Raw genomic sequence first — 16,165 nt, forward strand, 5'->3', positions numbered from 1 at the left:
CCTGCGTGACATCATGCAGGCGCTGGCCTGAACGATCGGGCGGCGGCGGCGGCGCATCGGGGAGGTGGTGATGCGGTTGAGCGATACGGATCACGTACGGGTCGCCGAGGCGGTCGCCCGGGCGGAGGCGAATACCGCGGGCGAGATCGTGACGGTGCTGGCGCGCCGATCGGACGCCTATCATGACGCGGCCCTGCAATGGTCGGTACTGGCCCTGCTGCTGATGCTCGCGCTGCTCGCCAGCGTGCCGGGCATGGTGGAGGCGGTGCACGCCACCTTCCAGCCCTGGGACGATGCACCCGCGCCGCGCACGCTGATGCTGATCGCGCTGGTGCTGGCGACGCTGACCTTTCTGGCCGCACGGCTGCTGCTGGCGTGGCAACCGCTGCGGCTGGCGCTGACCCCCGGCCGCACCAAGGCCCGTCGCGTCCATGCCCGCGCGCTGGCCCTGTTCCGCGCAGGGGCGGAGAAGCGCACCACCGGCCGTACCGGCGTTCTGCTCTATGTTTCCGCCGAGGAACACCGGGCCGAAATCATCGCCGATGCCGCGATCCACGACCATGTCTCGCCCGAATGCTGGGGGGAAGCGCTGGCACCGCTGCTCGCCGCGATGCGGACGGGGCGGCCGGCGGACGGCATCATCGCCGCCGTCGAGCGGGTCGGCGCGATTCTGGCCGAACGCCTGCCTTCCAAGGAGAATGACGTGAACGAATTGCCCGACAGGTTGATCGAGCTGTGACGGTCGTCTGGGAAGGAAAATATCTCGCCGCCCACAAGGAGGGCACGTGGGAATATGTCGCGCGACGTGGCGGCATCGGCGCCGCGGTGATCGTCGCCGTCCATGAGGGGCACCTGATCCTCGTCGAGCAGCACCGCGTCCCGCTCGGCCGAGCCTGTCTGGAGCTTCCCGCCGGGCTTGTCGGAGACGAGGATGCGGACGAAGCCATGACCGACGCCGCGGCGCGCGAGCTGGAGGAGGAAACCGGCTACCGGCCCGACCATGTCGAGGATCTCGGCTTCTTCTACTCGTCGCCGGGCATGTCGTCCGAAGGATTCAACCTCGTCCGCGCCTCAGGGCTGACGCGCGTGTCGGACGGTGGCGGGCATGAGGGCGAGAACATCACCGTCCACCGGGTCGCGCTGGCCCAGGTCCCTGCGTTCATCGCGCAGAAGCGCGGCGAAGGATTGGGCATCGACGCGAAGCTGCTTTACGTGTTGGGTGCGGGGCTGGCCTGAGCCGCCCCGCCCCGCCTTAACGGAAGTTGTCGGCGTAGGCCTGCAGCTTCAGCGTCGCGGTGGGTGTGGGGACGACGTGATGATCGATCCCCTCGCGCTCACAATAGGCGACCGCGGCTTCCAGCGTCGGAAAGTACAGGCGTACCTGGTCACGCGTGTCGCCGCTGCCGGCCCAGCCGGTCAGCGGATCCGGCTTCTTGGCCTCGGCTGGAGCGAATTCGAGTTGCCAATGATCGGTCCGGGCTTTGCCGGACTGCATGGCGTTCTTGGGGCGCTTGAAGATACGGGCAGTGGCCATAATGGCGTCTCCTTATCGCGAACCGGCGGCTCTTGCATCCGCCTTTTTCGTGCGCAGCGTGGGGGCCGCACCCGCCGGGTCGTCCGGCCAGGGATGACGTGGGTAGCGGCCGCGCATCTCCTTGGCGACCGCCGCCCAGCTCCCCGCCCAAAACCCGGGCAGATCACGCGTCGTCTGGATCGGCCGGCCCGCCGGCGAGGTCAGGCTGAGGACCAGCGGCACGCGGTCGCGACCGATCACCGGATGCTCGGCCAACCCGAACAACGCCTGCACCCGCAACTCGACCCTCGGCCCACCCTCCGCCCCATACTCGATCGCATGCGCACTACCAGCAGGACTGGTAAACTGCGCCGGCGCCATCGCATCGACCCGGCGCTGCTCCTCCCAATCGAGCAGATGGCGGATCGCCTCGGTCAGCGCACCCGGCGGGATCGCATCGAGGCGGCGGCGGTTTTCCAGCAGCGGCGGGAGCCATTCGTCCAGCCGGGTACGCAGCGTCTCATCATCCAGTGCGATGCCGGCATAGGCGGCGCGCGCCTGATAGGCGCGGGCGCCGTCCGACCATGGCAGCCGATCGAGGCCGTGGGTACGCACCCCCTCCAACAGCGCATCGGCGATGATGGCGGGGTCAGCGTTCGAATCGGGACCACTCGATAGCCGCAATGCGCCGAGACGGCGCTCCCGTTGCGGCTGTACGCTGCCTGTCGCTGGGTCGAAGATCGCGGTGCGGCGGACTTCGATGCGATCGGCAAAGAGCGCTTCGACCGTCGGCTGATCGATCACCGCAGCGGAGAGGATCCGCGCGCCGGAGGCCGCGCCCTGCGTTTCGCCGGCCGCGAGCCATTCGGCAGTGGCAAGCGGTGATGCCGGATCGAGACGGAAGCCGCGACCGCCTGCCGAGGCCCAATGCTCGCCGCTCTGGTCGCGACGGCGCGCAATGCGATCGGGGTAGGCGAGCGCGAGGCAAAGGGCCGGGGTAGGTTCGACCGCGCGTTGCTCCAGTGGGGAGGGAATCGACAAACCAGACCATCGTTTTGCAAGTGCGCGCGCGGCATTGGCCTTGGGTCCGCGGTCGCTGCGCCAGCGGCGCAGACGGTTGTCGAGATCGACATCGTTGCCGCCGAGCCCACGTTCGCCGAGCAGGACGGCGACTTCGGCGGCCAGCGGGGTGGCGCCGTAGCCGGCGGCGCGGATCAGCATGTGGGCGAGGCGCGGGGACATGGGCAGGCGCGCGATGGCGCGGCCGTGCGCTGTCGGGCGGCCGGTATCGTCGAGTGCTTCGAGTGTGGTGAGGCGGGCGCGCGCTTCCACGACGGCGGATGCGGGTGGGGCGTCGAGCCAGTTCAGGTCGCGCGGGTCGGCGACGCCCCAGATCGCGGTGGAGAGGTAGAGAGCGGAGAGGTCCGCTTCGAGGATCTCGGGTGGGTCAAAGCGCGGGAGGCCGGCGGTGGCGGCTTCTTCCCATAGGCGGTAGGCGGTGCCGGGGCCCTGGCGGGCGGCGCGGCCGGCGCGCTGGACGACGGCCGCTTGGCTGGCGCGTTCGGTGACCAGGCGCGTCATGCCGGCGGCGCGATCGTAGCGCGGGCGGCGGGCGAGGCCGGAGTCGACCACGATGCGGATACCGTCGAGAGTCAGGCTGGTTTCCGCGATCGAGGTCGCGAGTACGACCTTGCGGCGGGCACCGGGTTCGGGGCGGATGGCGGCGCGTTGGGCGGCGGGGTCGAGGGTGCCGTGGAGGAGGTGGAGGGCAATGGTGTCGGGAAGCGCGGCGAGGCGTTCGGCGACGCGTTCGATCTCGCCGACGCCGGGGAGGAAGGCGAGGATGCCGCCGTCCTGTTCGACGAGGGCGCGGCGGATGGTGGCGGCGACCGCGTCTTCGATGCGGGCGTTCGGGTCGCGACCGACATGGCGTAGCGTCAGCGGAAAGCTGCGACCTTCGCTCTGGATGATGGGGGCGTGGCCCATCAGGGTGGCGAAGCGGCTGCCGTCGAGGGTGGCGGACATGGCGACGAGGCGCAGGTCGGGGCGGAAGCCGGTTTGGGCGTCGAGCGCGAGGGCGAGGCCGAAGTCACCATCCAGGCTGCGCTCATGTACCTCGTCGAACAGCACCGCGGAGACGCCGGTGAGTTCGGGATCGGCCTGGATACGGGCGACGAAGATACCCTCGGTCATGACGGTGACGCGGGTGGCGGCGCTGGTCGCGCTGTCCATGCGGGTGGCGTAGCCGAAGCGGCGGCCGACGGGCTCCCCCGCGATCGCCGCCATCCGCTCGGCGGCCGCACGCGCGGCGAGACGGCGGGGGGAAAGCAGCAGGATCTCGCCGTCGCACCAGGGCTGGTCGAGGAGCGCGGGGGCGACGCTGGTGGTCTTGCCGGCGCCGGGCGGCGCGACCAGCACGGCATTGCGCCCCTCTGCCAGCACGGCGAGCAGGTCCGGCAGAACGGCATCGATCGGGAGCGTCATGCCTGCGCCCTGCCCCGCCGAAAAATCAGTAGGCGCGCGCGACCGCGAATTCGACCGCCTCGATCATCGCCGCCTTGGCCGGGCTGGCGGGGAAGCGGGCGATCGCCTCGATCGCGAGGCTGCCATAGTGGCGCGCACGGGCGAGCGTATCGTCCACCGCCTTGGTACGGCGGACGAGTTCGATCGCATGGGCGAAATCCTCGTCGGAGGTGCGGCGACCCTCGACGGCATCCTTCCAGAAGCGGCTGTCTTCCTCCGACCCGCGCGCATAGGCGAGGATGACGGGCAGCGTCATCTTGCCCTCGCGGAAGTCGTCACCCGCGTCCTTGCCCATCGTGCCGGCGTCCGAGACATAGTCGATCGCGTCGTCGACGAGCTGGAAGGCGATGCCGAGATTGCGGCCATAGGCATCGAGCGCCTGTTCCTCCGCCTCCGGCCGCTCGGCAACCACTGCGGCGATGCGACAGGCGGCGGCGAACAGCGCGGCGGTCTTGGCGTCGATGATCGTCAGGTAGCGATCCTCGGTCAGCGTCACCTGTCGCGCGGCGGTGAGCTGGTTCACCTCGCCCTCCGCGATGATCGCGGAGGCGTTCGACAGGATGTCGAGCACCTTCAGGCTGCCTGCCTCGACCATCAACTGGAACGAGCGGCTGAACAGGAAATCGCCGACCAGGACGCTCGCCGGATTGCCCCAGATGATGTTGGCGGTGCGGCGGCCACGGCGCAAATCCGACCCGTCGACAACATCGTCGTGCAGCAGCGTGGCCGTGTGGATGAACTCCACCGCAGCGGCGAGTGCGTGGTGATGCGTACCCTGATACCCCAGCAGCAGCGCGCTGGCGAGCGTCAGCATCGGGCGCATACGCTTGCCGCCCCCGGCGATCAGATGGCCGGCAAGTTGCGGGATCAGCGGGATATCGGAGGTCATGCGATCCAGGATCACCTGGTTCACACGATCGAGATCGGCCGACACGAGCTGGACCATCGGCTCCAGCGACGGCGCAGACGGGGCGAGGCGGGTGGCGGTGGCGGTCATGGACACGGGTTCAGCCTGTGACGGCATCGGGGGGCGAACGCAAGTGTTCTTGCCCGATCCTGCTTGCCCTGACGGCAAGCCGCCCGCAAAGAGGCGCCGCGTGCTGCCAAGGAGACTATCATGCCTGACGACGTGCTGAAGGGCTATCGCCAGTCGATCGACAATATCGACGCCGCCCTGGTGTGCATGCTGGCCGAGCGGTTCAAGGTGACGCAGGCGGTTGGCCGCTACAAGGCGGAAAACGGCCTGCCTCCGGCCGATCCGGGACGCGAGGAGGCACAGATCGCGCGGTTGCGCCAACTGGCGTCCGATGCCCAGCTCGACCCGGAATTTTCGGAGAAGTTCCTGCGCTTCATCATCGATGAGGTGATCCGCCACCATGAGCGGCTGCGGGGCTGAACGCATGGCATTCCTGCTGGCGATCGAAGGGGCGGACGGCGCCGGCAAGGCGACTGCGACCGCGGCGGTGGTGGCGCAACTGGGCGCGCAGGGCGTATCTGCCTGTGCGCTGTCCTTTCCGCGTTATACCGACACGGTGGGCGGATGGGCGCTGGGGGAGTATCTGGCGGAGCGCCTGCCGCGTGCGGTGAGCCCGCAGGCGGCCGCGACGCTGTATGCGCTCGACCGGTTCGAGTCGCGGGCGCATCTGGTGGAGATGGCGGCGGCCCACGAGGTCGTGGTGTTCGACCGCTACATCGCGTCCAACATGGCGTATCAGGCGGCACAGGTGCCCGACGACGAGGCGGAAGCGCTGATGGCGTGGATCGCGCGGCTGGAGACGGGGCAGTTCGCCCTGCCCTCCCCGCATCTGTCGGTCTATCTGGATACGCCGCTGGCGGTGGCGCGCACGCTGATCGCGCAGAAGCGGCGGCGCAGCTACACCGACGACACCTATGATGCGTATGAGGCCGATCTGGGCCTGCAGGCGCGGGTTCGGGCGAATTATGCCGCAATGGCGGATGCGGCGATGCTGGGTGAATGGATGACGGTGGAGACCGTGGCGCATGCCGCCCTGCGCCCGCCCGAGACGATCGCGGCGGAGATTGCCGAGGCGGTGATCGGGCGGCTGGAGGGTTAGGATCTGATTTCCATCCCCGTTTGCCTCGCGTAGCCGCGAAGCCGCGTATCGAGAGACAGGCTCGCGCGCGGGGACGGTACCTCGATACGCGTTCTCGATGCGGCTCTGCGAGCCTAATCGACCGCTACTCGGCACGAGCGGGTGGAGGCGGGGGCATCATCTCCCTCACGTCTTCGACTCAACCGTTCCGGCGAGTGGCGCGAAGCGGGCGACCTGGCGGCCGACCAGGCGCAGTTGATCGACCACGGCCGGCTCGCTGGCGCTGCCCTCTTCATCGAACTTGGTAAGCTGGCTGTTGATCGCCGCCGCGAACGGCGTCGGCCAGCCGCGCAGCGCATGGACGATCGAGCGCAACGCCGCGATCGTGGATCCCGTCGCCTGCCAGCCATAGGCGGTGGCGATCAGGCCGACCGGCATATCGGCCAGATAAGGCCGCGCGTCGCGCGCGGTTTCCTCGAGCAGATCGAGGGCGTTCTTCACCACGCCGGAGATGCTGCCATGATAACCCGGGCTGGCGATGATGACCGCCGAGGCCTGGCGAACGGTTGCGACGAACTCCCGCTCCTCCGTCGTGCGCTTAGCCGCACGCGGATCGTAGAGCGGCAGGCGGGCGAGATCGGCGCCGCCGAACACGCGGGTGCGAAACCCCTCCGCCCCGGCCGCCTCCACCGCGATGCGCAGGGCACGCTCGGTCGAGGAGACGCTGCCGATCGTGCCGCCGATACCGACGACGAGAGGTGCGGATGTTGCCATGCCCGCCTTTCAGCCCGGCAGACCCCGCCGGGGCAAGCAGAATATTGAAAAAGGGGCGGCTGCAAACATTTTCATGGGACGGCTCTGGCAATGCCGCGTCGCGCGTCTAGAACATGGCGCCATGGTAAAGCATCTCCCCTGGATCGCACTGGCGCTGGGTGGCGCCGGTGCGCTTGCCGTGGTCGCCAGCGTGCGTGGCGAGCCGATCAGCGCGCTCTGGATCGTGGCGGCCGCGGTGTCGGTCTATTTGATCGCCTATCGCTATTACGCACTGTTCATCGCGCGGGTGATCGGCATCGATCCGTCGCGGCCGACCCCTGCGGTACGGCGCGCGGACGGGCTGGATTATGTGGCGACCGACCGGACCGTGCTGTTCGGCCACCATTTTGCGGCGATCGCAGGCGCGGGGCCACTGGTCGGGCCGGTGTTGGCGGCGCAGATGGGCTATCTACCCGGCACGCTGTGGATCCTGGCCGGCGTGGTGCTGGCGGGGGCGGTACAGGATTTCCTGGTGCTGTTCATCTCGATGCGACGCGACGGGCGCTCGCTGGGCGAGCTGATCCGCATGGAAATGGGGGCGGTCGCCGGCACGGTGGCGCTGTTCGGCGCGTTCATGATCATGGTCATCATCCTGGCGGTGCTGGCCCTGATCGTGGTGCGCGCGCTGGCGGAAAGCCCCTGGGGCATGTTCACCGTCGCCGCGACCATTCCGCTGGCGATGCTGATGGGCGGCTATACCCGCTGGATACGGCCCGGAAAGATCGGCGAGGTGTCGATCATCGGCTTTATCGGGCTGATCGCGGCGATCATCTTCGGCCAGTCGATCGCCCTGTCACCGACGCTGGCGCCGCTGTTCACCTTCACGCCGGTGCAACTGTGCTTCATCCTGATCGGATATGGCGCGGTCGCCTCCGTGCTGCCGGTCTGGCTGCTGCTGGCGCCACGTGACTATCTGTCGACCTTTCTCAAGATCGGCGCGATCGCGGCATTGGCAATCGGCATCGTCGTGATGGCGCCACCGCTGCGCATGCCGGCACTGACCCAGTTCGTCGACGGCTCCGGCCCGGTCTGGGCGGGCAGCCTGTTCCCGTTCCTGTTCATCACCATCGCCTGCGGTGCCGTCTCCGGCTTCCACGCGCTGATCGCCAGCGGCACCACGCCCAAGCTGATCGCCAGCGAGGCGCATGCGCCGTTCATCGGATATGGCGCGATGCTGATGGAAAGCGCGGTGGCGATCATGGCGCTGGTTGCCGCATCGATCCTCGACCCCGGCGTGTATTTCGCGATGAACGCGCCCGCCGCGGTGCTGGGCACCGATCCGGCGAGCGCGGCGGCGGCGGTGACGGCGATGGGCTTTCCCATCTCGGGCGACGCACTGACGCAGGTGGCGCGCGACGTGGGCGAGACCACGATCATCAGCCGTGCGGGCGGCGCCCCGACGCTGGCGGTGGCGATGGCGGAGATCTTCAGCCACCTGATCGGCGGGCAGGCGATGAAGGCCTTCTGGTATCACTTCGCCATCCTGTTCGAAGCGCTGTTCATCCTGACGGCGGTGGATGCCGGCACGCGCGCGGGCCGTTTCATGTTGCAGGACCTGATCGGACTGGCGGTGCCCCGTTTCCGGGGGACGAGCGCGGTGGCGCCGGGGCTGATCGCGACGGCCCTGTGCGTCGCGGCCTGGGGCTTTTTCCTGTACCAGGGCGTGACCGATCCGCTGGGCGGGGTGAATACGCTGTGGCCGCTGTTCGGTATATCCAACCAGATGCTGGCCGCGGTGGCGCTGATGCTGGCGACGGTGGTTCTCTTCCGGATGAAGCGCGAACGCTTCGCCTGGATCACGGTGGTGCCGACCGTCTGGTTGCTCGCCTGTACGGTATCGGCCGGGTGGCTGAAGCTGTTCTCGGGCGATCCGCGGGTCGGCTTTCTGGCGCATGCGGCGAAGTTTTCCGAGGCGGCCGGCCGGAGCGAGGTGCTGGCACCGGCCAAGTCGATGGCGGAGATGGGGCGGATCGTGTTCAACGACCGCATCGATGCGGCCCTGTGCGCGATCTTCCTGGGCGTGGTCGCGGCGATCTTCGTCTATGCGGTGCGCGCCTGCATCGCGGCGCGGCGCATCGACCGGCCGAGCGTCACCGAGGTGCCGCCGGTGCTGGTCGCGGCAGAATGAACGCGTTCCTCGCCCGGGTGGCGGAGACGGCGCGGCTGATGGTCGGCGTGCCCAGCTATGACGCCTACCGCCGCCACATGGCCGAGCATCATCCCGATGCCGAGCCGATGAGCGAGGTGGCGTTCTTCCGCGAGCGGCAGGAAGCGCGCTATGGCGGCAAGAATGGCGGGCGGTGTTGTTGAGGGGATGGCGCGGCCTCGCCTGTATGGCGGTGGCGTGCGTGAGCGTGACGACGCCGGCGGCTGACCGGGCGCCGTCGCCGATCCGGGCGCGCGAGTTCATCTACCGCTCCGCACCCTATCCACAGGCGCATGCCTCCACGCTGGTCGAGCTGCCCGATGGCACGCTGGCCGCATCATGGTTCGGCGGCACGGGCGAGAGCCGGCCCGACGTGGCGATCTGGTTCGCGCGGCGCGGGGCGGACGGCTGGTCGACCCCGGTCGCGGTCGCTCGCGGTGAGGGCCAGCCTACCTGGAACCCGGTGCTGTTTCAGCCGCCGGGCGACGATCTGCACCTGTTCTACAAGGTAGGGCCGAGCCCGCGCGCATGGTGGGGGATGGTGATCACGTCCGCCGATGGCGGCCGCCACTGGTCAACGCCGCGACGCCTGGCCGATGGCGTGCTGGGGCCGATCAAGAACAAGCCGGTGATCGCGCCCGACGGTGCATGGCTGGCACCGTCGAGCCGCGAAGAGGGCAGCGCCACCGATAACTACTGGTCATTGCGCATCGAGCGAAGCGCGGACAAGGGCCGGACATGGCAGGTGGGCGCGCGCATCGCCTCCCCCATGCATATCGAGGCGATCCAGCCGAGCATCCTGACCCACCGCGACGGCCGGCTGGAGCTGGTCGCGCGCACGCGGCAGGGTGCGCTGGCGATGAGCTGGTCACGCGACGGCGGGAAAAGCTGGTCGCCGCTCGCCGCGATCGACCTGCCCAATCCCAATGCTGGCACCGATGCGGTGACCTTGCGCGACGGGCGGCAGTTGATCGTCTACAACCATGCCGCGCATCGCCCCGATACGCCGGGCGACGGGGATCGCTGGCCGCTGAACATCGGGCTGTCGGACGACGGGGTGCATTGGCGAAACGTGCTGACGCTGGAAAGCGAGCCCGTGCCGGACGGCTATGCCTATCCGGCGGTGATCCAGACGCGCGACGGGATGGTGCATGTGACCTACACACACAACCGCACGCATATCCGCCATGTGGTGATCGACCCGCGGCGGCTCCGCTAACACGAAAAAAGGGGCACCGCCGCGAACCGGCAATGCCCCTTTTCAATCAGCTTGGCTGAAACCGCTGATCAGTTGCGGAACAGTGCGTGCGGGTCGGTGATCTCGTCGCTGCGGCCGGTGCCGTCGGCGTCGCGCTCCTGCTGCGCACGTTCGGCGCGCAGGCTGGCGATCAGGGCCTCGCGGTCGCCCTCCAGACGGGTGTCGGTCGGCGCAGGCTCGGCACCGGTGGCCTTACCCGCCTTGGAAACGGCGGTGTCCAGTTCGCGCTGCGTGGTCAGGCCCAGCGTCACCGGATCCTTTGGCGTGATGTTGGCGATGTTCCAGTGGCTGCGATCGCGGATCGCGGCAATGGTGGTGCGCGTCGTGCCGATCAGGTTGGAGATCGCGCCGTCCGAGATTTCCGGATGGTTGCGGATGATCCAGGCGATGCCGTCCGGCTTGTCCTGCCGCTTGCTGACCGGCGTGTAGCGTGGCCCCTTGGTGCGGCGGACCTGCTCCGGGCCCTTGGTCATCCTCAGGCGATAGTCGGGGTTCTTCTGGCCCTTGTCGATCTCGTCCTGCGTCACCTCGTGCGCGCGGACCGGGTCGCGGCCGGTCAGCTTGGTGGCGGCGGTGTCGTCGGCGATCGCCTGCACTTCCAGAATGTGGAGGCCGCAGAAATCGGCGATCTGCTCGAAGGAGAGCGACGTGTTGTCGACCAGCCAGGAGGCGGTCGCATGGGGCATGAGCGGCTGGGCCACGGGGTCACTCCGTCGGAAAATAAAAGGGCCGCCCCTCACCGGAGCGGCCTTGCCATGCGTCCGACTTAATGCCGTGGCGGTATTTCGGCAAGGTGTCGTAGGGAACGCGCGCCCTTATCCGACCGTCAGCACGATCTTGCCGACATGATCGCCCGCCTCCATGCGCGTGTGGGCAGCCGCCGCCTCGGCCAGCGGGAAGATGCGGTCGATCACCGGACGCAGCTTGCCGGCCGCGACGTGCGGCCAGACGGTGCGTGCGAGTTCGTCGGCGACCAGGGACTTGAATGCGGCATCGCGAGCGCGCAGCGTGGAGCCCGTGAGCGTCAGACGGCGGCGCATCACCTGCCACAAGGGGATCGTCGCCTCCGCCCCGCCCTGCACCGCGATCGAGACGTGGCGGCCATCGTCGCCGAGGCATTGCAGGTTGCGCGGCACATAGTCACCGCCGACCATGTCGAGTACCGCCTGCACCCCCTGGCCGGCGGTGATCGCCTTCACCTCGGCCACGAAATCCTGGCGCTTGTAGTTGATCGCGTGGGCCGCACCCAACACGCGGGCGGCGGCGCATTTCTCGTCGGACCCTGCGGTCACGATCACCGTCAGTCCGAAGATGCGGCCGAGCAGGATCGCCATGGTGCCGATGCCGCTGGTGCCGCCATGGACCAGCACCGTGTCCCCCTCCGTCGCATAGGCGCGCTCGAACAGGTTGGTCCACACGGTGAACAGCGTCTCGGGGATCGCGGCCGCCTCGACCATCGACAGGCCGTCCGGCACGGGCAGGCACTGGCCGGCGCAGACCGCGACATATTCGGCATAGCCGCCGCCCGCCACCAGCGCGCAGACCGGCTGGCCGAGCAGCGCATCGTCGACATCGGAGCCGAGCGCGACGATGATGCCGGCGACCTCCAGCCCGAGGATCGAGGGCGCACCGGGCGGCGGGGGATACTGGCCCTGACGCTGCACCACATCCGGCCGGTTGACGCCGGCGGCGGCGACGCGGATCAGCACCTCGCCCGCGGCGGGCCGCGGCACCGGGCGCGTCACGGGGACGAGTATCTCCGGCCCGCCATGCCCATCCGGGTCGATCGCCGTCATCATCTCTGGCACCTGCGCCATTCGATCGCCCCCAATTCCTGATTGACGGCGCCCGTTATTGACATCGCGGGCGGGCGGGTCAACGCTGCGCCCGTCATGGACCTCGGCGACTCTCCTGCCCGACGCGACGATGCGCTGATCATGCTGGCAAAGCAGGACCTTGATCCCCTGTCGCTGGCCGAGCTGGAAGCCCGGATCGCGGCGCTGGAGCGCGAGGCGGCACGGACCCGCGATCACATGCAGCGCGCCGGCCGCCACCGCGTCGATGCAGAGGCCTTGTTCAAACGATGAGGCGCGGTGCACCGGCCGGGCGCAACGCCATCTGCCGGTGCGACGCCGTGATGAACGATATCGATTCGGCTGCGGATTGCGGCGGGATGCTTGATGCCGGCCTCCGGCGTTCCGACATAGTGTGCAACGGGCATGCCCTGACGGGGTGCCCGACTGGAGTACCCTGATGCCATCTTTCGCCCCCGCCCTGGAAACCACGCTGCACAAGGCCCTGGAGGCCGCATCGTCGCGGCGCCACGAATATGCGACGCTGGAGCATCTGCTGCTCGCGCTGATCGACGATGAACATGCCTCCAAGGTGATGCAGGCATGCCAGGTGGACCTTGGCGAGCTGAAGGCCACCGTGGCGCATTATCTGGACACCGAGCTGGACGCGCTGAAGGTCGATGCGGCGACCGACCCGTCGCCCACCAGCGGCTTTCAGCGCGTGGTGCAGCGCGCCATCCTGCACGTCCAGTCGTCGGGTCGCGACGAGGTGACCGGCGCCAACGTCCTGGTCGCGCTGTTTTCCGAGCGTGAATCCTACGCGGTCTACTTCCTCCAGCAGCAGGACATGAGCCGGCTGGATGCGGTGAGCTTCATCAGCCACGGCGTCGGCAAGGGCGGTCAGGCGAACGAGACGACGAGCCCCAAGGGCGCGGCCGAAGAGGAAAAGCCCGCCAAGGCGCAGCCGGAAAAGGGCAAGACGGAAAGCGCGCTCAAGCAGTTCACTGTCGACCTCAACGAAAAGGCCAAGAACGGCAAGGTCGATCCGCTGATCGGGCGCGGACCCGAGGTGGACCGTACCGTGCAGATCCTGTGCCGCCGGTCGAAGAACAACCCGCTCTATGTGGGCGATCCCGGCGTCGGCAAGACTGCGATCGCCGAAGGTCTGGCGCGCAAGATCGTCGAGGGCGAGGTGCCCGACGTGCTGAAGCCGGCCGTCATCTACTCGCTCGACATGGGCGCGCTGCTGGCCGGCACGCGCTATCGCGGCGATTTCGAGGAGCGGCTGAAGGCGGTCGTGAACGAGCTCGAGAAGATGCCGCATGCGGTGCTGTTCATCGACGAGATCCACACCGTGATCGGCGCCGGTGCAACCAGTGGCGGCGCGATGGACGCATCGAACCTGCTGAAGCCCGCTCTGTCGGGCGGCACGATCCGCTGCATCGGTTCGACCACCTATAAGGAGTTTCGCAACCACTTCGAAAAGGATCGCGCGCTGCTGCGCCGGTTCCAGAAGATCGACGTCAATGAGCCGACGATCGAGGATACGATCAAGATCCTCGCCGGGCTTCGCTCCGCGTTCGAGGAGCATCATTCGGTCAAGTATACGCCCGATGCGATCAAGTCGGCGGTGGAGTTGTCGGCGCGGTACATCAACGACCGCAAGCTGCCCGACAAGGCGATCGACGTGATCGACGAGGTGGGCGCGATGCAGATGCTGGTGCCGCCGTCCAAGCGCAAGAAGACGATCACGCCCAAGGAGATCGAGGCGGTGATCGCCACCATGGCGCGTATCCCGCCAAAGTCGGTCTCGTCGGACGACCGGCAGGTGCTGGAGACGCTGGAAACCGATCTGAAGCGCGTCGTGTTCGGCCAGAACAAGGCGATCGAGAACCTGTCCTCGGCGATCAAGCTGAGCCGTGCAGGGCTTCGCGACCCCGACAAGCCGATCGGCAATTATCTGTTCACCGGCCCCACCGGTGTCGGCAAGACCGAGGTCGCCAAGCAGCTTGCCGCGATCCTGGGCATTCCGCTCCAGCGGTTCGACATGTCCGAATATATGGAGCGCCATTCGGTCAGCCGGCTGATCGGTGCGCCTCCGGGTTATGTCGGTTACGACCAGGGCGGCCTGCTGACCGATGCGGTCGACCAGAATCCGCACTCTGTGCTGCTGCTCGACGAGATCGAGAAGGCACATCCCGACCTGTTCAACATTCTGTTGCAGGTGATGGATAACGGCAAGCTGACCGACCACCACGGCAAGACGGTCGATTTCCGTAACACCATCCTGATCATGACGACGAACGCCGGCGCGTCCGACATGGCGCGCGAGACGGTGGGCTTTGGCAACCTGACCCGCGAGGGTGAGGACGAGCAGGCGGTGCAGCGGATGTTCACGCCGGAGTTCCGCAACCGCCTGGATGCGATCGTGCCCTTCGGCTACCTGCCGCCCGAGGTCGTGGCGCGGGTGGTGGACAAGTTCATCCTGCAACTGGAACTGCAACTGGCCGATCGCAGCGTGCACATCAGCCTGGACGATGCGGCCAAGAGCTGGCTGACCGAAAAGGGCTATGACAAGCTGTATGGCGCACGCCCGATGGGCCGTTTGATCCAGGAAAAGATCAAGCAGCCGCTGGCCGAGGAACTGTTGTTCGGCAAGCTGGTGCATGGCGGCGAGGTGACGGTGAAGATGAAGGATGGCGCGCTGTCCTTTGCGATCGAGCCGGCAGCGCCCCGGAAGCAGAAGAAGAAGGGCGGCCGCACCGAGGCGATCGACGCGAAGTAAGGCCATCGGCCGATTGGTCTGACGGACAGGCCCCGGCAGCACTCCCGGCTGCCGGGGCCTTCTTCTTTGCCGCAACCCAATCCGGCTGCGCAGTTGAAAACGCGCCGGGATGGCGATACGCCGGGTGGCAGGAGATCGATCATGCGCGAGCGTCGGATCATTGCTGCGGTTATTGCCCTGCTGGTGCTGGGGCTGATCGTGCGACATCCGACGGCCGATATCCGCCTGTTGACCCATGACCGCAGCGATCCCGCACCGCGCCGCATGCAGGCCGCGCTGGATACCGGCCTGATCGGGGTGCGCGTCCTGTACACCTGGACGGTACGGTCGCTCGACGCGCGCTAGGCCGCAAACGGGGCGTTTGCCACCCGGATCGGCGGCTTATCCCACCCGCTCGCCTTGCCTCCCCTGCCCGGCTGGCCCATAGCAGGCGACATGGATACTCCGATCGAAGACCTGTCGTTTGAGGATGCGCTGAAGGAGCTGGAGCGGATCGTCGGCCGTCTGGAAAGCGGCGAGGCGAGCCTGGACGAATCGATCCGCCTGTATGAGCGCGGCGATCGGCTGCGCGCACGTTGCGCCGAGCGGCTCGATGCGGCGCAGGCCCGGATCGAGGCGATCCGCCTGGATGCCGAAGGTAAGCCGACCGCCACCCGCCCCTTCGCGGCGGGCTGAGCATGGCGACCGCCACGGTGATGCTGAACGATGCGCTGGCCGATGTCGCAGCCGAGATCGATGCACGCTTCGACGCACTGCTGGAGGTGCCGGACGATCCGCGCGCGCCGCTGTACAGGGCGATGCGCCATGCCGCGATCGGTGGGGGCAAGCGGCTGCGCCCGCTGCTGGTGTTCGCCACCGCCGCGTTGTTCAACGTGGACCGGGACCGTGCGGGGCGTGTCGCCACTGCGCTGGAGGCGATCCACGTCTATTCGCTGATCCATGACGACCTGCCGGCAATGGACGACGACGATATGCGCCGCGGCAAGCCCACGGTGCACAAGGCGTTCGACGAGGCGACGGCGATTCTGGCGGGCGACTGTCTGCATGCGCTGGCCTTTGAGATATTGGCCGAGCCGGAAACCCATCCTGAGGCACTTGTCCGTGCCGAGCTGATCCTGGACCTGGCGCGTGCGTCCGGTCCCTCGGGTATGGCGGGCGGACAAGCGATGGACCTGGAAGCGGAGACGGATGATTTCGACCTGAACACGGTCACTCGCCTGCAACAGATGAAGACCGGAGCGCTGATCACCGCGGCGGTGGAGGCGGGCGCGATTCTGGGC

General features: G+C 68.0%; 18 protein-coding genes. 12 read left to right on the top strand and 6 right to left on the bottom strand.

Annotated elements, in window-relative coordinates; translation table 11 throughout:
• The first annotated feature begins 70 nt into the window (after nucleotides 1-70).
• Nucleotides 71-739, top strand: coding sequence for a hypothetical protein (locus tag Q0U08_RS09680; protein WP_298091238.1), 669 nt, complete (start codon nucleotides 71-73; stop codon nucleotides 737-739).
• Nucleotides 736-1,236, top strand: a complete 501-nt coding sequence (locus Q0U08_RS09685; protein ID WP_298091240.1) for an NUDIX hydrolase — start codon at nucleotides 736-738, stop codon at nucleotides 1,234-1,236. Before Q0U08_RS09680 ends, Q0U08_RS09685 begins: the two co-directional genes overlap by 4 nt.
• A 16-nt stretch (nucleotides 1,237-1,252) precedes the next feature.
• On the opposite strand, the gene Q0U08_RS09690 is transcribed toward Q0U08_RS09685, so the two are convergent.
• From Q0U08_RS09690 to Q0U08_RS09700, 3 genes are read right to left on the bottom strand one after another with little or no spacing between them, the layout of a single operon-like run.
• On the bottom strand, nucleotides 1,253-1,534 hold the full coding sequence (locus Q0U08_RS09690; RefSeq protein ID WP_298091241.1) for an ETC complex I subunit: 282 nt from the start codon (nucleotides 1,532-1,534) through the stop codon (nucleotides 1,253-1,255).
• Between the two features lie 12 nt (nucleotides 1,535-1,546).
• A complete protein-coding gene (gene hrpB, locus Q0U08_RS09695) occupies nucleotides 1,547-3,997 on the bottom strand; it encodes an ATP-dependent helicase HrpB (RefSeq protein ID WP_298091243.1) in 2,451 nt (816 codons plus the stop codon).
• Between the two features lie 25 nt (nucleotides 3,998-4,022).
• Nucleotides 4,023-5,033 carry a polyprenyl synthetase family protein gene (locus Q0U08_RS09700; RefSeq protein ID WP_298091261.1) on the bottom strand — a complete coding sequence of 337 codons (1,011 nt, stop codon included), beginning with the start codon at nucleotides 5,031-5,033 and terminating at the stop codon, nucleotides 4,023-4,025.
• Nucleotides 5,034-5,153: 120 nt separating this feature from the next.
• On the opposite strand from Q0U08_RS09700, the gene Q0U08_RS09705 reads away from it, so the two are divergent.
• Together Q0U08_RS09705 and Q0U08_RS09710 are read left to right on the top strand one after the other, a co-directional pair.
• The gene (locus Q0U08_RS09705; RefSeq protein ID WP_298091245.1) at nucleotides 5,154-5,432 is read left to right on the top strand and encodes a chorismate mutase; all 279 of its coding nucleotides are present in this window, start codon (nucleotides 5,154-5,156) and stop codon (nucleotides 5,430-5,432) included.
• Nucleotides 5,433-5,436: 4 nt separating this feature from the next.
• Complete coding sequence (locus Q0U08_RS09710) at nucleotides 5,437-6,111, top strand: thymidylate kinase (RefSeq protein ID WP_298091246.1); 675 nt, start codon at nucleotides 5,437-5,439, stop codon at nucleotides 6,109-6,111.
• 165 nt (nucleotides 6,112-6,276) lie between these two features.
• On the opposite strand, the gene Q0U08_RS09715 is transcribed toward Q0U08_RS09710, so the two are convergent.
• A complete protein-coding gene (locus tag Q0U08_RS09715) occupies nucleotides 6,277-6,864 on the bottom strand; it encodes an NADPH-dependent FMN reductase (RefSeq protein WP_298091248.1) in 588 nt (195 codons plus the stop codon).
• Nucleotides 6,865-6,985: 121 nt separating this feature from the next.
• Between Q0U08_RS09715 and Q0U08_RS09720 the strand changes: the two genes are divergently transcribed.
• Genes Q0U08_RS09720 through Q0U08_RS09730 form a run of 3 tightly spaced genes read left to right on the top strand, consistent with a single transcriptional unit; the run spans nucleotide 6,986 to nucleotide 10,268 of the window.
• The gene (locus Q0U08_RS09720) at nucleotides 6,986-9,031 is read left to right on the top strand and encodes a carbon starvation CstA family protein (RefSeq protein ID WP_298091250.1); all 2,046 of its coding nucleotides are present in this window, start codon (nucleotides 6,986-6,988) and stop codon (nucleotides 9,029-9,031) included.
• The gene (locus Q0U08_RS09725) at nucleotides 9,028-9,213 is read left to right on the top strand and encodes a CstA-like transporter-associated (seleno)protein (protein WP_298091251.1); all 186 of its coding nucleotides are present in this window, start codon (nucleotides 9,028-9,030) and stop codon (nucleotides 9,211-9,213) included. Before Q0U08_RS09720 ends, Q0U08_RS09725 begins: the two co-directional genes overlap by 4 nt.
• 38 nt (nucleotides 9,214-9,251) lie before the next feature.
• Nucleotides 9,252-10,268 carry an exo-alpha-sialidase gene (locus Q0U08_RS09730; RefSeq protein WP_298091253.1) on the top strand — a complete coding sequence of 339 codons (1,017 nt, stop codon included), beginning with the start codon at nucleotides 9,252-9,254 and terminating at the stop codon, nucleotides 10,266-10,268.
• Nucleotides 10,269-10,336: 68 nt separating this feature from the next.
• On the opposite strand, the gene Q0U08_RS09735 is transcribed toward Q0U08_RS09730, so the two are convergent.
• Together Q0U08_RS09735 and Q0U08_RS09740 are read right to left on the bottom strand one after the other, a co-directional pair.
• A complete protein-coding gene (locus Q0U08_RS09735) occupies nucleotides 10,337-11,008 on the bottom strand; it encodes a DUF1013 domain-containing protein (protein WP_298091254.1) in 672 nt (223 codons plus the stop codon).
• A 114-nt stretch (nucleotides 11,009-11,122) separates the two neighbouring features.
• Entirely contained in the window at nucleotides 11,123-12,124 is a 1,002-nt protein-coding gene (locus tag Q0U08_RS09740) for an NAD(P)H-quinone oxidoreductase (RefSeq protein ID WP_298091255.1), read from the bottom strand.
• Between the two features lie 75 nt (nucleotides 12,125-12,199).
• Here Q0U08_RS09740 and Q0U08_RS09745 point away from each other — a divergent pair, with 75 nt between their 5' ends.
• From Q0U08_RS09745 to Q0U08_RS09765, 5 genes are all read left to right on the top strand, one after another.
• Complete coding sequence (locus Q0U08_RS09745; protein ID WP_298091256.1) at nucleotides 12,200-12,394, top strand: DUF1192 domain-containing protein; 195 nt, start codon at nucleotides 12,200-12,202, stop codon at nucleotides 12,392-12,394.
• 166 nt (nucleotides 12,395-12,560) lie between these two features.
• Nucleotides 12,561-14,885 (top strand): ATP-dependent Clp protease ATP-binding subunit ClpA, encoded by a 2,325-nt coding sequence (clpA, locus tag Q0U08_RS09750; RefSeq protein WP_298091257.1) that lies wholly within the window; start codon nucleotides 12,561-12,563, stop codon nucleotides 14,883-14,885.
• A gap of 141 nt (nucleotides 14,886-15,026) precedes the next feature.
• A complete protein-coding gene (locus Q0U08_RS09755) occupies nucleotides 15,027-15,230 on the top strand; it encodes a hypothetical protein (protein ID WP_298091258.1) in 204 nt (67 codons plus the stop codon).
• 90 nt (nucleotides 15,231-15,320) lie between these two features.
• Nucleotides 15,321-15,560, top strand: coding sequence for an exodeoxyribonuclease VII small subunit (locus Q0U08_RS09760; RefSeq protein WP_298091259.1), 240 nt, complete (start codon nucleotides 15,321-15,323; stop codon nucleotides 15,558-15,560).
• Between the two features lie 2 nt (nucleotides 15,561-15,562).
• Nucleotides 15,563-16,165 (top strand): polyprenyl synthetase family protein (locus Q0U08_RS09765; RefSeq protein WP_298091260.1); only part of this gene is annotated, 603 nt, incomplete at its 3' end.

This window comes from uncultured Sphingomonas sp. (genome assembly GCF_946477935.1).
Classification (GTDB): Bacteria; Pseudomonadota; Alphaproteobacteria; order Sphingomonadales; family Sphingomonadaceae; genus Sphingomonas.